The following is a 14,963-nucleotide window of genomic DNA, read 5'->3' as shown; positions in this document are numbered from 1 at the left end:
GCCATGACGCTTCAAGCCACCTCTTCCCTCCATCAACAGGTCGAGATCGATCTCGGCGATCGCAGCTACGCCATTGACATCGGCGCGGGTTTGCTCGATGCGCAGGAGAGCTACCGCTCGCTGCCGGCAGCGCACAGTGCGATGATCATCACCAATGAAACGGTGGCGCCGATTTACGGAAAGCGCCTGGAGCGCGCTCTCTCTTCGCAGTATGCGCAAGTCCACACGGTGAGCCTGCCCGACGGCGAGTCTCACAAGACCTGGGAATCGCTGAACCTGATCTTTGATGCCCTGCTGTCCCATGGCTGCGACCGCAAGACGGTTCTCTTTGCCCTGGGCGGGGGGGTGGTGGGCGACATGACCGGCTTCGCCGCCGCAAGCTACATGCGTGGCGTGCCTTTCGTGCAGGTGCCCACCACTTTGCTGGCACAAGTTGATTCGTCGGTCGGTGGCAAGACGGCCATCAACCATCCGTTGGGCAAGAACATGATCGGGGCCTTCTATCAGCCGCAGCGCGTTGTGTGTGACCTCGAGACGCTCAATACCTTGCCCGCGCGCGAGCTCAGTGCCGGGTTGGCTGAGATCATCAAGTACGGCCCCATCGCCGACATGGCGTTTCTCGACTGGATCGAGCAACACATCGACCAGCTCATGGCGCGCGACCGCGAAGCGCTCACCCATGCGGTCAAACGCAGTTGTGAGATCAAGGCATGGGTGGTTGGGCAAGACGAGCGCGAGGCGGGTCTGCGTGCCATTCTCAACTTCGGTCACACCTTTGGTCATGCCATCGAAGCGGGCATGGGCTATGGTGCCTGGCTGCACGGCGAGGCCGTGGGCTGCGGAATGGTGATGGCGGCGCGCCTTTCGCAGGCACTGGGTGGGGTGGATGCGGCGTTTGTCGAACGCCTCACGCGTTTGGTGCGGGCGGCGGGTCTGCCTACAGTGGCGCCCGTGATTGATGCGCATGACAACGTCGGCCGCTACCTCGCCCTGATGCGGGTGGACAAGAAATCGGAGGCGGGTGAGATCAAGTTCGTTGTGATCGATCGTCCGGGCAATGCCGTGGTCCGCACCGCGCCCGATGCGCTCGTGGCCCAGGTGATCGAGGCGAGTGTGCGCGCCTGATGGAGCGAGTGCCGGAACGAACCGTCCAGACGCTGGCGCCGTATGCCAGCGACCCGGCGCAGAGCCGTGGTCGCAGATACCCCGAGGCGGAAGCACCCACACGCACGGCTTTCCAGCGTGACCGGGATCGTGTGATCCACTCCACCGCGTTTCGCCGCTTGGTTTACAAGACCCAGGTGTTTCTGAATCACGAAGGTGATCTGTTCCGCACGCGTCTGACGCACTCGCTCGAAGTGGCGCAGCTCGGGCGCAGCATCGCCAGATCGTTGCAACTCAACGAGGATCTGGTGGAGGCCATTGCCTTGGCCCACGACCTGGGCCATACGCCGTTCGGCCACGCGGGCCAGGACGCGTTGAATGCCTGCATGCAGTCGCTCACACCCACTGAAGATGCCGTGGATGGCTGGGGCTTCGAGCACAACCTGCAGAGCTTGCGTGTGGTGGACGAACTGGAGGAGCGCTACCCGTCCTTTGACGGTTTGAACCTGTGCTTCGAGACCCGCGAAGGCATCCTCAAACATTGTTCACGGAACAACGCGAAGCGGTTGGAACAGCAGGAACCGCAAGGCGTGGCCGCGCGCTTTCTCAAGGGTGGTTCGCCCAGCCTGGAGGCGCAACTGTGCAACCTGGCCGACGAGATCGCCTACAACGCGCACGACATCGATGACGGCGTGCGCTCTGGTTTGTTGACTCTGGAACAACTGGATGAAGTGCCCTTGTTCGAGCACTACCGGCAACAAGCGCTGCACGCCCATCCCACATTGGCTGGCCGGCGCCTCTTGTTCGAATCGATTCGACTGATGCTCAGCAATCAGGTGTACGACGTGATTGACCACACCCGCCTGCGCATCGCCGAACACGCGCTGGACAACGCCGATGCGGCGCGCCGCCTGCCGACGCTGGTGGCGTTTTCCCCGGCCATGCTCGATCGTTCGCAGGTACTCAAGGCCTTTTTGCTGCGCAACCTCTACCGCCATCCCCAGGTGATGGACACCACCAACCGCGCGCGCCGCGTGGTGAGCGACCTGTTCGAGCGCTACATGAACGCTCCACACGAACTCCCCGAGGCGCATGGCCGCAGCCAGCATCACGCCCGCGCCGTGGCTGACTACATCGCCGGCATGACCGACCGTTTCGCCATTCGAGAGCACGAGCGTCTGTTCGGCACGGTGGCGTTCCCTTGAGCTGACCCGAGCCGAGCTGAGCGCTTTCATGACTGCCCGAGAAGACCCCGCCTCCCGGCGAACTGCCGCGATCGTGTTCGCCGTGGGCGTCACTTGCGCGCTGCACGTGGGCAAGCTGCCTGTGGCCATACCCGTGTTGCGAGAGGCTTTGGGCTTGCCACTGGTGCAGGCGGGCTTCCTGCTGTCGTTGGTGCAACTGGCCGGCATGACGCTGGGGTTGGCCGTGGGCTTGACTGCGGATCGATTGGGCCCACGGCGCGTGATGTTGGTTGGGCTGGTGTTGCTGGCGCTGGGCAGTGCGCTGGGTTCGGTGGCACCGGGAACGGGTGTGCTGCTGCTCTCCCGCGTGGTGGAGGGCATGGGTTTCCTCCTCGCCGTGCTCCCTGCGCCGGGTCTGTTGCGCCAACGTGTGCTCCATGCGCCCACCCTGTCACGCGCCCTGGGTTGGTGGGGTGCCTACATGCCACTGGGCACGGCGCTGGCCCTGTTTTTCGGCGCGGCACTCATGGGGGCGGTTGGGTGGCGGTGGGCTTGGGCCTTGCTGGCGCTGTTGTCGTTGTGTGCGGCTGCGGTGCTCGCGCACTGCGTCTCGGTCGACGTGCAATCGGATGGGCATGACACAGTCCCGCGCCTCGCCAAATGGGGTCCGCGGCTCAAGAGAACCCTCGCGGCGCCTGGCCCGTGGTGGGTGGCGCTGGCGTTTTTCCTGTACTCGGGCCAATGGCTGGCTGTGGTCGGTTTTCTGCCCACCATCTATGCGCAAGCCGGATACGGCGCGGTGGCGGTGGGTGCCTTGAGCGCACTTGCAGCCGGCATCAACATGGCCGGCAACATCGGCGCTGGGCGGTTGCTGGCGCAGGGGGTGCGCCCCGGCGTGCTGCTCGCCGCAGGCTTTTGCGTCATGGGGCTGGGCTCCATGATCGCGTTCACCGCGGTGGGATACCCCCTGTGGCAATACGTTGCCGTGCTGGCCTTCTCGGGCGTGGGTGGCCTGATTCCTGGCACCTTGTTCGCCCTGGCTGTGGTGCTGGCGCCGGGTGAGGACACGGTGTCCACCACCGTGGGCTGGATGCAGCAGTTCTCGGCGATGGGACAGTTCATTGGCCCACCACTGGTGGCCTGGGTGGCCACCCAGACCGGTGGGTGGCAGTCCACTTGGTGGGTCACCGGCACCTCGTCGGTGCTGGGTTTGCTGCTTGCGGGTCGGCTTCAGGCCGCTTGGCACCGTCGGGTTGAATAGTCAGATAATCGGGGTCGGATTCCGATTTCGCAACCTCGCGCTGCCCTCAACGCGCTCAACCACCATGGCCCGTCTGCCCCGCCTCACCGTTGCCGGCTATCCCCATCATGTGATCCAACGCGGCAACAACCGACAAGCGATCGTCAAAACCGATGCTGACCGCGAAGTGCTGCTCGAATTGCTGGGCGAGAACGCCAAAAAGCACCAGGTGGCGATCAACGCGTACGTGCTGATGGACAACCATTTCCACTTGCTGCTCACACCCGAAACAGGGGAGGGTGTACCGTTGATGATGCAGGCGGTGGGGCGTCGCTACGTGCGCTATTTCAACGACTTGCACCAGCGCACCGGCACCCTCTGGGAAGGACGCTACAAGTCCACGCTGATTCAGTCCGATCGTTACCTGCTGGCCTGCATGGCTTATCTGGACCTCAATCCGGTGCGTGCGGGCATCGTTGGCGACCCGAGGCAATACGTCTGGTCCAGCCACCACCATTTTGTCGGTCAGACCAACGACCGGCGCGTCACACCCCATTCCTTGTACTGGAGTTTGGGGAACACGCCCTTTGCAAGGGAGGCCGCTTACACCGAATTGGTGCGCGCGGGACTGACCGCCGATGAACAACATGCCATCACGCTCGCCACGCTGCACGGTTGGGCACTGGGCGATGCCCGTTTTGTGGAGGCCCTTCAAAAGCAGACGCCGCGTCGAATTAGCAAAGCGCGTGCCGGCAGGCCGGCAGGCCGCTCTCTAAAAAGAGGTTGATCACCAACTGCCCTCTACGCCAAATTGCGTGCGCATCAAACATGTCCCCAATTAATGAGAGACTGAAGATCGACGCATGTAATTAGAATCTGACCCCATTTAATCTGCTTGGCATTGTTGTTGCGATGCAATATGCTCCGCAGTCCCACGTTTTGAATCAACGCCCCCGAACCGAGAAGGAAGCGCCATGACCACGGCAGCCGAAAAACAGCACCTCCAGCAACACGGTCTGTACGACCCGGCCCATGAGCACGACGCCTGTGGCGTGGGCTTCGTGGCGCACATCAAGGGCGAAAAGAGCCACGGCATCGTGCAGCAGGGCCTGAAGATCCTGGAAAACCTGGACCATCGGGGTGCGGTCGGCGCCGACAAACTCATGGGAGACGGCGCTGGGTTGTTGATTCAGTTGCCCGATGCGCTGTACCGGGAAGAAATGGCCGCGCAGGGCGTGACTTTGCCGCCGGCGGGCGAATACGGCGTCGGCATGATCTTCATGCCCAAGGAACACGCCAGCCGCCTCGCTTGCGAGCAGGAAATGGAGCGCGCCATCGCGGCCGAAGGCCAGGTCCTTCTGGGTTGGCGCGACGTGCCGGTGAACCGCGACATGCCCATGTCGCCCACCGTGCGCAAGAAGGAACCCATCATCCGCCAGGTCTTCATCGGCCGGGGCAACGACGTGATCGTGCAGGATGCGCTGGAGCGCAAGCTGTACGTGATCCGCAAGACGGCCAGCGCCCACATCCAGAGCCTCAAGCTGACCCACAGCAAAGAGTATTACGTGGTCAGCATGAGCAGCCGCACCGTGGTCTACAAGGGCCTGCTGCTGGCCGATCAGGTGGGCACCTATTTCCGGGATCTGCAGGACGAGCGTTGTGTCTCGGCCCTGGGCCTGGTGCACCAGCGTTTCTCGACCAACACCTTCCCCGAGTGGCCACTGGCCCACCCCTACCGCTACGTGGCCCACAACGGCGAGATCAACACCGTCAAGGGCAACTACAACTGGATGAAGGCGCGCGAGGGCGTGATGTCCTCGCCCGTGCTGGGTGCCGACCTGCAGAAGCTCTACCCGATCAGCTTTGCCAGCCAGTCCGACACCGCCACCTTCGACAACTGCCTGGAACTGCTCACGATGGCGGGTTACCCGCTGGCGCAGGCCGTGATGATGATGATTCCCGAGCCGTGGGAGCAGCACACCACCATGGATGAGCGCCGCAAGGCCTTTTACGAATATCACGCCGCCATGATGGAGCCGTGGGACGGCCCGGCCTCCATCGTGTTCACCGATGGTCGCCAGATCGGCGCCACGCTGGACCGCAATGGCCTGCGCCCTTCGCGCTACTGCATCACCGACGACGATTTCGTGATCATGGCCTCCGAGTCGGGCGTGTTGCCGGTGCCGGAAAACAAGATCGTGCGCAAGTGGCGCCTGCAGCCCGGCAAGATGTTCCTGATCGATCTGGAGCAAGGCCGCATGATCGACGACGAGGAACTCAAGGCCAACCTCGCCAACAACAAGCCCTACAAGCAGTGGATCGACAACCTGCGCATCCGCCTGGACGACGTGGACACGCCAGTGGCCGGTGAATCCGCGCAGGAGCAAGGCATTGGCGCGACCGAGCCGCAGACTGGCGGCATGGGGAGCGTCACGCCCGAACTGCTGGATCGCCAGCAGGCATTTGGCTACACGCAGGAAGACATCAAGTTCCTGATGAGTCCGATGGCCGCCAATGGCGAAGAGGGCATCGGCTCCATGGGCAACGACAGCCCGTTGGCTGTGCTGTCCGACAAGAACAAGCCGCTGTACAACTACTTCAAGCAGTTGTTCGCGCAGGTGACCAACCCACCGATCGACCCGATCCGCGAAGCGATCGTGATGTCGCTGGTGTCCTTCATCGGCCCCAAGCCCAACCTGCTCGACATCAACCAGGTCAACCCGCCCATGCGGCTGGAAGTGAGCCAGCCCGTGCTGGACTTCGCCGACATGGCCAAGCTGCGCGACATCGAATCGGCCACGCAAGGCAAGTTCCGCAGCCACACGCTGGACATCACCTACCCCGCCGACTGGGGTCGCGCCGGCGTGGAAGCCAAGCTGGCCTCGCTGTGCGCCAGCGCGGTCGATGCGATCAAGGGTGGCAAGAACATCCTGATCATCAGCGACCGCGCCATCAGCGCCACGCAGATCGCCATTCCCGCGCTGCTCGCGCTCTCGGCCATCCACCAGCACCTGGTGCGCGAGGGCCTGCGCACCACCGCCGGACTGGTGGTCGAAACTGGCACCGCGCGCGAAGTGCACCACTTCGCCGTGCTAGCGGGCTACGGCGCCGAGGCCGTGCACCCCTACCTCGCCATGGAAACGCTCACCGCGATCCACAAGGGCCTGCCGGGCGACCTGAGCGCTGACAAGGCGATCTACCAGTACGTCAAGGCAATCGGCAAGGGCCTGTCCAAGATCATGTCCAAGATGGGTGTGTCGACCTACATGTCGTATTGCGGCGCCCAGCTGTTTGAAGCCATTGGCCTCAACACCGAGACCGTCAACAAGTACTTCACCGGCACGGCCAGCCGCGTGGGCGGCATCGGCGTGTTCGAGATTGCAGAAGAGGGCATCCGCATGCACAAGGCCGCCTTTGGCGACGACCCGGTGCTTGCCACCATGCTCGACACCGGCGGTGAGTACGCCTGGCGCGTCCGTGGCGAAGAGCACATGTGGACGCCCGACGCCATCGCCAAGCTGCAGCACAGCACGCGCGCCAACAACTGGAACACCTACAAGGAATACGCGCAGCTCATCAACGACCAGAGCCGTCGCCACATGACTCTGCGCGGCCTGTTCGAGTTCAAGATCGATCCGGCGAAAGCGATTCCGATCGACGAGGTCGAGTCGGCCAAGGAGATCGTCAAGCGCTTCGCCACTGGCGCCATGTCGCTGGGCTCCATTTCCACCGAGGCACACGCCACGCTGGCCGTGGCCATGAACCGCATCGGCGGCAAGAGCAACACGGGCGAGGGCGGTGAAGATGCGCTGCGTTACCGCAACGAGCTCAAGGGCATCCCGATCAAGCAGGGCCAGACGATGTCCGACCTGCTGGGCAAGGACACCTTTGAAGTCGACTACGTGCTGCAGGCCGGTGACTCCATGCGCTCCAAGATCAAGCAGGTGGCCTCGGGCCGCTTCGGTGTCACGGCTGAGTACCTCAACAGCGCCGACCAGATCCAGATCAAGATGGCGCAGGGTGCCAAGCCCGGCGAAGGCGGCCAGTTGCCCGGCGGCAAGGTCAGCGACTACATCGGCAAGCTGCGCCACAGCGTGCCGGGCGTGGGCCTCATCAGCCCGCCGCCCCACCACGACATCTACTCCATTGAAGACCTGGCTCAGCTCATTCACGACCTGAAAAACGTCGCGCCGCATTCAAGCATCAGCGTGAAACTGGTGTCCGAAATCGGCGTGGGCACCATCGCCGCGGGCGTGGCCAAGTGCAAGGCCGACCACGTGGTGATTGCTGGCCACGACGGTGGCACGGGCGCTTCGCCCTGGTCTTCCATCAAGCACGCCGGCAGCCCCTGGGAAATCGGCCTGGCCGAAACGCAGCAGACGCTGGTGCTCAACCGCCTGCGCAGCCGCATCCGGGTGCAAGCCGACGGTCAGATGAAAACGGGTCGCGACGTGGCCATTGGCGCCTTGCTGGGCGCGGACGAGTTCGGCTTCGCCACCGCACCGCTGGTGGTCGAGGGCTGCATCATGATGCGCAAGTGCCACCTCAACACCTGCCCGGTGGGTGTGGCCACGCAAGATCCGGCGCTGCGCAAGAAATTCAGCGGCAAGCCCGAGCACGTGGTGAACTACTTCTTCTTCATCGCAGAAGAAGTGCGTCAGATCATGGCGCAGCTGGGCATCCGCAAGTTTGACGACCTGATCGGCCGCGCCGACCTGCTCGACATGAAACAGGGCATCGAACACTGGAAAGCACGCGGCCTCGATTTCAGCCGCCTGCTGGCCCTGCCCAACGTGCCGGCCGACGTTCCGCGCCTGCACACGCAAGAGCAGGAACATGGCCTGGACAAGGCGCTGGACAACATCCTGATCGCCAAGTCTCGCGCGGCCATCGACAAGGGCGAGCGCGTGCAGTTCATCGAGGTGGCGCGCAACGTCAACCGATCGGTGGGGGCCATGCTCTCCGGCGCGGTCACCAAGGTGCATCCCGAGGGCCTGCCGGACGATTCCATCCGCATCCAGCTCGAAGGCACGGGAGGCCAGTCGTTCGGCGCTTTCCTGGCCAAGGGCATCACGCTGTATTTGATCGGCGACGCCAACGACTACACCGGCAAAGGCCTCTCGGGCGGCCGCGTGGTGGTGCGTCCCAGCATCGATTTCCGCGGTGAAGCGGCGCGCAACATCATCGTGGGCAACACCGTGATGTACGGCGCCACCACCGGTGAAGCCTTCTTCAGCGGCGTGGCCGGCGAACGTTTCGCAGTGCGCCTCTCGGGCGCCACAGCGGTGGTGGAAGGCACGGGCGACCACGGTTGCGAATACATGACCGGTGGCACCGTGGTGGTTCTGGGCAAGACCGGGCGCAACTTCGCCGCCGGCATGAGCGGTGGCGTGGCCTACGTGTACGACGAGGACGGTCAATTCGCCAAGCGCTGCAACATGGCCATGGTCAGCATGGAAAAAGTGCTGCCCGCCAAGGAGCAGGAGGCCACCATGGACGCCGCCATCTGGCACCGTGGCCTGAGCGACGAGGCCCAGTTGAAGAAGCTGCTCGAAGAGCACAACCGCTGGACCGGCAGCAAACGCGCACGGGAACTGCTCGACACCTGGGCGCAGGCGCGCGAGAAGTTCGTGAAGGTCTTCCCGAACGAGTACAAGCGCGCGCTGGGTGAGATCCACGCCCGCAAGAACGCCGCCGAAGTGACCACCAAGGCCCAGGCCACGGCGAAAAAAGCCACCGTCGCCGCCAAATAAGCCAACGCAATCGAAGGACACGCATCATGGGAAAAGTCACCGGCTTCATGGAATACGAGCGTCTGGAAGAGGGCTACAAGCCCGTGCCCGAGCGCCTGAAGCACTACAAGGAATTCGTCGTTGCGCTGGATGACCAGCAGTCCAAGGTGCAGGCCGCTCGCTGCATGGACTGCGGCACGCCGTTCTGCAACAGCGGCTGCCCGGTCAACAACATCATTCCGGATTTCAACGACCTCGTGTACCAGGGCGACTGGAAGAACGCGATCACGGTGCTGCACAGCACCAACAACTTCCCCGAGTTCACCGGCCGCATCTGCCCCGCGCCCTGCGAGGCCGCGTGCACGCTCAACGTTAACGACGACCCCGTCGGGATCAAGTCGATCGAACACGCCATCATCGACCGCGCCTGGGCCGAGGGATGGGTGCTGCCGCAGCCGCCGCGTCACAAGACCGGCAAGAACGTGGCCGTGGTCGGCTCGGGTCCTGCCGGCATGGCGGCAGCCCAGCAACTGGCGCGAGCCGGCCACAGCGTGACCCTGTTCGAGAAGAACGACCGCGTGGGCGGCTTGCTGCGCTATGGCATTCCCGATTTCAAGATGGAGAAGACCCACATCGATCGCCGCGTAGCGCAGATGGAAGCCGAAGGCGTGGTGTTCCGCACCGGCGTGATGGTCGGCACGCTGCCCAAGGACAGCAAGGTCACCAACTGGGCCAAGGAAACCATCACCCCCGAACAGCTGCAAAAGGACTTTGACGCCGTGCTGCTGACAGGCGGCTCCGAGCAAAGCCGCGACCTGCCGGTGCCCGGCCGCGACCTCGACGGCATCCATTTCGCAATGGAGTTCCTGCCACAGCAGAACAAGGTGAATGCGGGCGACAAGGTCAAGAGCCAGCTGCGCGCCGACGGCAAACACGTGATCGTGATCGGTGGCGGCGACACCGGCTCCGACTGCGTGGGCACGAGCAACCGCCACGGCGCCGTCAGCGTCACCCAGTTCGAGGTGATGCCGCAGCCGCCGGAAGAGGAAAACAAGCCTCTGGTGTGGCCGTACTGGCCGCTCAAGTTGCGCACCAGTTCCAGCCATGAAGAAGGCTGCACCCGCGAGTTCGCCATTTCCACCAAGGCCTTCGTGGGCGAAAAGGGCAAGGTCACTGGCCTGACCACCGTGCATGTCGAGATGAAAGACGGCAAGCTGGTCGAAATTCCAGGTACCGAAAAGGAGTACAAGGCCGACCTGGTGCTCCTGGCGATGGGTTTCGTGAACCCGGTCGCCAGCATCCTGGAGGGCTTCGGCGTGGACAAGGATGGCCGCGGCAACGCCAAGGCCAGCACCGAGTTCAGCGGCGGCTACGCCACCAACGTGCCCAAGGTCTTCGCCGCCGGCGACATGCGCCGTGGCCAGAGTCTCGTGGTGTGGGCCATCCGCGAAGGCCGTCAGGCCGCGCGCTCGGTGGACGAATTCCTCATGGGCTTCTCCGATTTGCCACGCTGACATCAAACGAAACACACCGAGGCTTGGGGTTTACCCCGAATCTCGTATCATCGAAAAACCGGGCACCCATTGCCCGGTTTTTGTTTGATGTCCACTGAAAACGCTTCTCCTCTGGTCGAACTGCGCAATCTCACCTTCGGGTACGGCGAGCGCGCCATCCTCGACAACATCACGCTGACCGTGCCCCGCGGCAAGGTCACGGCGCTCATGGGCGCGTCTGGTGGCGGCAAGACCACCGTGTTGCGCCTCATCGGCGGGCAGCTGCGCGCACAGAAAGGCCAGACCCTGTTTGACGGCCAGGACATCACCGTCATGCGGGCCGAAGCACTGTACGCCGCACGCCGGCGCATGGGGATGCTGTTCCAGTTTGGCGCGCTGTTCACCGACATGAGTGTGCTGGACAACGTGGCATTCCCCTTGCGCGAGCACACGAATCTGCCCGAGGCCCTGGTGCGCGACATCGTGCTGATGAAGCTCAACGCGGTGGGCCTGCGTGGTGCGCGCGACCTCATGCCCAGTGAACTTTCGGGCGGCATGGCCCGGCGCGTGGCGCTGGCCCGCGCCATTGCGCTCGACCCCGAACTCGTGATGTACGACGAGCCCTTTGCCGGCCTCGACCCGATCTCGCTGGGTACCGCCGCCCGGTTGATCCGCCAGCTGAACGACGCCATGGGCCTGACCAGCATCGTGGTCTCGCACGACCTGGATGAAACCTTCCACATCGCCGACCAGGTCATCGTGCTGGCCAACGGCAAAATTGCCGCGCAAGGCACGCCCGACGAGGTGCGCCACAGCGAAGATCCGCTGGTCAAGCAATTCGTCAACGCCTTGCCCGATGGCCCGGTGCGCTTCCATCACCCTGGCCCCAGTCTGGAAGAAGACTTCGGTAATGGCGACCTGGCTGGCCTCAAGGAGCGGGCATGACAACGGCGTGGATCGCCCGCCTGGGCTTCGCGGTACGCAGCCAGATCACCGACATCGGCACCGGCACGCGCCTGATGGCGCGCCTGCTCTGGCTGCTGGGCGCGGCACTGCGCCGCCCGGTGCTGCTGCGCGACCAGATCCACTTCCTGGGCAACCACTCGCTGGCCATCATCAGCGTCTCCGGCCTGTTCGTCGGCTTCGTGCTCGGCCTGCAGGGCTACTACACGTTGCGTATCTATGGCGCCACCGAAGCGCTGGGGCTGCTGGTCACGCTCTCGCTGGTGCGCGAACTCGGCCCGGTGATCACGGCGCTGCTGTTTGCCGGGCGCGCCGGCACTTCGCTCACGGCCGAGATCGGCCTCATGAAAGCCGGTGAACAACTCAGTGCCATGGAGATGATGGCGGTGGACCCGGTGCGCCGCGTGTTGGCCCCGCGTTTCTGGGCCGGCGTGATCGCCATGCCTCTGCTCGCCGGCATCTTCAGTGCGGTGGGCGTGATCGGAGGCTGGGTGGTGGGTGTGCTCATGCTCGGCCTGGACGGTGGCGCCTTCTGGAGCCAGATGCAGGGCGGGGTGGACGTCTGGGCCGATGTCGGCAACGGCGTCGTCAAGAGCGTGGTGTTCGGCTTCGCCGTGACCTTCATCGCCTTGCTCCAGGGCTACAGCGCACACCCCACGCCCGAAGGCGTTTCGCGCGCCACCACCCGCACCGTGGTGATGGCGTCGCTGTCCGTGCTGGCGCTGGACTTCATCCTCACCGCCACGATGTTCAGCATCTGAGGCCACAACCCTTCAGCGGAGATCAACATGCAAACTTCCAAAAATGACATCTGGGTCGGCCTGTTCGTGCTGATCGGTGCGGCCGCCATTTTGTTCCTGGCCCTGCAATCGGCCAACCTGCTCAGCCTGAACTTCGAGAAGACCTACCAGGTGGTGGGCCGTTTCGACAATGCCGGTGGCGTCAAACCCAAAGCCGCCGTGCGCAGCGCCGGCGTGGTGGTGGGGCGCGTGGAGTCCATCACCTTTGATGACAAGACCTTCCAAGCCAACATCACGCTGGCACTGGAGTCACGCTACGCCTTCCCCAAGGACAGCTCACTCAAGATCCTCACCAGCGGCCTGCTGGGCGAGCAGTACATCGGCATCGAGCCAGGCGGTGACGCCGAGAACATCGCCGCTGGCGCCGTGATCACGCAGACGCAGTCGGCGGTGATCCTGGAGAACCTGATCAGCCAGTTCCTGTTCAGCAAGGCCGCCGACAGCGGCGATGCCAAGCCCGCCGAGTAGGCCCGACAGGGCTTTTGGCGGAGCGTTCATACAAGACGCTGCAACCTGACAAGAATGCAAGCTGCTCAAGCAACAACGATTCGGGCGATGCGCCCAGGGGGTTCCAAGATGAAAGACACATTCGCCAAGACCAGTCGGTCCACAGGGCTGCTGGCGGGCGGCATTGCGTTGGCCGTGCTGACGGGCTGCGCCACCGGTCCCGACGCCAATCCGCGCGATCCGCTGGAGCCGTTCAACCGCGGTGTCTACCGCTTCAACGACGCCGTGGACACGGCGGTGCTCAAGCCGGTGGCCACCGTCTACAAAGACGTCACACCCAGCCCGGTTCAAACCGGCGTGAACAACTTCTTTGGCAACATCGGCGACCTGTGGTCGGCGGCCAATGCGGCGTTCCAGCTCCGTCCCCGCGAAGCCACTGAAAACCTGATGCGTTTCAGCGTCAACACGGTGTTGGGTCTGGCAGGCTTGCTCGATATTGCGACCGAAGCCGGTATTCCCCGCACCCGCCTGGACTTCGGCCAGACCTTGGGTCGTTGGGGCGCGCCGTCCGGCGCTTACCTGGTGTTGCCGATCTTCGGTCCCTCGTCGGTGCGCGACGGCACCGGCCTGTTGGTGGACATGAGCGTGGACCCGGTTTCCGGCCTGAACGATGTGCCGGCCCGCAACTCGCTCACTGCGTTGCGCGTGGTCGACACCCGCGCCGGCTTGCTGCGTGCGTCATCGCTGCTGGAAGACGCTGCGCTCGACAAATACAGCTTCACCCGCGATCTCTACCTCAACCGCCGCCAAAGCCAGATCGACGACATGATCGACAAAGGGATCGGTCTGGGCGGCGGGGACCAGTGACGCGCTGATACGTATCGCAACGAATGAAGTGGAACTGCTTCATATTTGTACGGTTCTGATGAAATACGCTGCATTGTCTGCAGCAGGGCCTCTGGCCGCGAAAGGAAACAACCTCATGATGAAACGCCGCTCCTGGCTCACTGCCCTCGTGATCACCGCCGCTGGTGTGATGTCCGTGCCTGCCATGGCGCAAGACGAAGCCCCCGATGCCTTGATCAAGCGCCTTTCCAGCGACGTGCTTGCCTCCGTGAAGGCCGATCCCGCCATCCAGGCGGGTGATGTGAACCGCATCGTGGCGCTGGTGGATTCCAAAATCCTGCCCAGCGTCAACTTCACCCGCATGACCTCCTCGGCGGTCGGCCGCTTCTGGCGTCAGGCCACACCCGCGCAGCAGAAGCAGTTGCAGGACGAGTTCAAGATCCTGCTGGTGCGCACCTACTCCGGCGCGCTCGGCGAGGTGAAGGACCAGACCGTGACCTTCAAGCCCATGCGCTCCAAGCCCGAAGACACCGAGGTGGTGGTGCGCTCCGAAGTGCGCGGCAAGGGCGATCCGATCCAGCTCGACTACCGCATGGAAAAGACCGCCAGCGGCTGGAAGATCTACGACATCAACGTGCTGGGCGTCTGGCTGGTGGAAACCTACCGCACCCAGTTCGCGCAGGAGATCAATGCCAAGGGCATTGATGGCCTGATCGCATCGCTGGTGCAGCGCAACAAGTCCAACGTGGCCAAGACCAGCTGACCACGTGACGACTGCCATGTCCCCGGCCGCGGTGTCCGCGGCCCTGCCAGCACAGGTCACTCTGGCGGAAGCCGGCAAGACCTTGATGGAGCTGAAGCAGGCTCTTGCGCAGCAATCCGGCCCGGTGGTGATGCTCGATGCCGCTTCGCTGCGCGTGTTCGACTCGTCGGCGGTGGCTATTCTGCTGGAGCTGCGCCGTCAGCTCCGGGCTGAAGGCAAGACCCTGCAGGTGAGCAACTGGCCGCGACGGCTGGAGGACCTCATGGGTCTGTATGGGGTGGGCGAACTGCTTGCCCCCTGACGGCTCGCCATCGCATCTGGCGCCGGGCCTTGTCCCGTGCGCAGTGCGGGCAACCCACCGAGCATAAAATACGCGGTTCCCCAACCGCTG

At 63.8% G+C, this 14,963-nt stretch carries 12 protein-coding genes; all 12 read left to right on the top strand.

What is annotated here, in order from left to right:
* Positions 1-3: 3 nt before the first annotated feature.
* The 12 genes from aroB (at position 4) to ASE11_RS15305 (ending at position 14,873) form a co-directional block, all read left to right on the top strand.
* On the top strand, positions 4-1,125 hold the full coding sequence (gene aroB / locus ASE11_RS15360; protein ID WP_056273272.1) for a 3-dehydroquinate synthase: 1,122 nt from the start codon (positions 4-6) through the stop codon (positions 1,123-1,125).
* The gene (locus ASE11_RS15355) at positions 1,125-2,309 is read left to right on the top strand and encodes a deoxyguanosinetriphosphate triphosphohydrolase (protein WP_056273269.1); all 1,185 of its coding nucleotides are present in this window, start codon (positions 1,125-1,127) and stop codon (positions 2,307-2,309) included. Before aroB ends, ASE11_RS15355 begins: the two co-directional genes overlap by 1 nt.
* Before the next feature lie 28 nt (positions 2,310-2,337).
* Positions 2,338-3,549 carry a CynX/NimT family MFS transporter gene (locus ASE11_RS15350; RefSeq protein ID WP_056273266.1) on the top strand — a complete coding sequence of 404 codons (1,212 nt, stop codon included), beginning with the start codon at positions 2,338-2,340 and terminating at the stop codon, positions 3,547-3,549.
* Positions 3,550-3,613: 64 nt separating this feature from the next.
* Positions 3,614-4,315 (top strand): transposase, encoded by a 702-nt coding sequence (locus tag ASE11_RS15345; protein WP_056273263.1) that lies wholly within the window; start codon positions 3,614-3,616, stop codon positions 4,313-4,315.
* A gap of 187 nt (positions 4,316-4,502) precedes the next feature.
* Complete coding sequence (locus tag ASE11_RS15340; protein ID WP_056273259.1) at positions 4,503-9,281, top strand: glutamate synthase-related protein; 4,779 nt, start codon at positions 4,503-4,505, stop codon at positions 9,279-9,281.
* Positions 9,282-9,307: 26 nt separating this feature from the next.
* Positions 9,308-10,774: a glutamate synthase subunit beta gene (locus ASE11_RS15335; RefSeq protein ID WP_056273255.1), complete on the top strand. Its 1,467-nt coding sequence runs from the start codon at positions 9,308-9,310 to the stop codon at positions 10,772-10,774.
* 87 nt (positions 10,775-10,861) lie between these two features.
* Positions 10,862-11,698 (top strand): ABC transporter ATP-binding protein, encoded by an 837-nt coding sequence (locus ASE11_RS15330; RefSeq protein WP_056273252.1) that lies wholly within the window; start codon positions 10,862-10,864, stop codon positions 11,696-11,698.
* On the top strand, positions 11,695-12,477 hold the full coding sequence (gene mlaE / locus ASE11_RS15325) for a lipid asymmetry maintenance ABC transporter permease subunit MlaE (protein ID WP_056273250.1): 783 nt from the start codon (positions 11,695-11,697) through the stop codon (positions 12,475-12,477). Before ASE11_RS15330 ends, mlaE begins: the two co-directional genes overlap by 4 nt.
* 27 nt (positions 12,478-12,504) lie before the next feature.
* A complete protein-coding gene (gene mlaD / locus ASE11_RS15320) occupies positions 12,505-12,984 on the top strand; it encodes an outer membrane lipid asymmetry maintenance protein MlaD (protein ID WP_056273247.1) in 480 nt (159 codons plus the stop codon).
* Positions 12,985-13,092: 108 nt separating this feature from the next.
* Positions 13,093-13,830, top strand: coding sequence for a VacJ family lipoprotein (locus ASE11_RS15315; RefSeq protein WP_056273244.1), 738 nt, complete (start codon positions 13,093-13,095; stop codon positions 13,828-13,830).
* A 118-nt stretch (positions 13,831-13,948) separates the two neighbouring features.
* Positions 13,949-14,572: a phospholipid-binding protein MlaC gene (locus ASE11_RS15310; RefSeq protein WP_056274244.1), complete on the top strand. Its 624-nt coding sequence runs from the start codon at positions 13,949-13,951 to the stop codon at positions 14,570-14,572.
* Between the two features lie 16 nt (positions 14,573-14,588).
* The gene (locus tag ASE11_RS15305) at positions 14,589-14,873 is read left to right on the top strand and encodes a lipid asymmetry maintenance protein MlaB (protein ID WP_056273241.1); all 285 of its coding nucleotides are present in this window, start codon (positions 14,589-14,591) and stop codon (positions 14,871-14,873) included.
* Positions 14,874-14,963: the final 90 nt, after the last annotated feature.

The sequence above is a fragment of the Hydrogenophaga sp. Root209 genome (assembly GCF_001428625.1).
GTDB lineage: Bacteria > Pseudomonadota > Gammaproteobacteria > Burkholderiales > Burkholderiaceae_C > Hydrogenophaga.
Note: the sequence above shows the minus strand (reverse complement) of the source record. Positions and strands in the feature narration are given on the sequence as shown.

Coding starts and splice junctions, on each gene's coding strand:
- aroB (WP_056273272.1), top strand. CDS start 4: ATGACGCTTCAAGCCACCTCTTCCCTCCATCAACAGGTCGAGATCGAT.
- ASE11_RS15355 (WP_056273269.1), top strand. CDS start 1,125: ATGGAGCGAGTGCCGGAACGAACCGTCCAGACGCTGGCGCCGTATGCC.
- ASE11_RS15350 (WP_056273266.1), top strand. CDS start 2,338: ATGACTGCCCGAGAAGACCCCGCCTCCCGGCGAACTGCCGCGATCGTG.
- ASE11_RS15345 (WP_056273263.1), top strand. CDS start 3,614: ATGGCCCGTCTGCCCCGCCTCACCGTTGCCGGCTATCCCCATCATGTG.
- ASE11_RS15340 (WP_056273259.1), top strand. CDS start 4,503: ATGACCACGGCAGCCGAAAAACAGCACCTCCAGCAACACGGTCTGTAC.
- ASE11_RS15335 (WP_056273255.1), top strand. CDS start 9,308: ATGGGAAAAGTCACCGGCTTCATGGAATACGAGCGTCTGGAAGAGGGC.
- ASE11_RS15330 (WP_056273252.1), top strand. CDS start 10,862: ATGTCCACTGAAAACGCTTCTCCTCTGGTCGAACTGCGCAATCTCACC.
- mlaE (WP_056273250.1), top strand. CDS start 11,695: ATGACAACGGCGTGGATCGCCCGCCTGGGCTTCGCGGTACGCAGCCAG.
- mlaD (WP_056273247.1), top strand. CDS start 12,505: ATGCAAACTTCCAAAAATGACATCTGGGTCGGCCTGTTCGTGCTGATC.
- ASE11_RS15315 (WP_056273244.1), top strand. CDS start 13,093: ATGAAAGACACATTCGCCAAGACCAGTCGGTCCACAGGGCTGCTGGCG.
- ASE11_RS15310 (WP_056274244.1), top strand. CDS start 13,949: ATGAAACGCCGCTCCTGGCTCACTGCCCTCGTGATCACCGCCGCTGGT.
- ASE11_RS15305 (WP_056273241.1), top strand. CDS start 14,589: ATGTCCCCGGCCGCGGTGTCCGCGGCCCTGCCAGCACAGGTCACTCTG.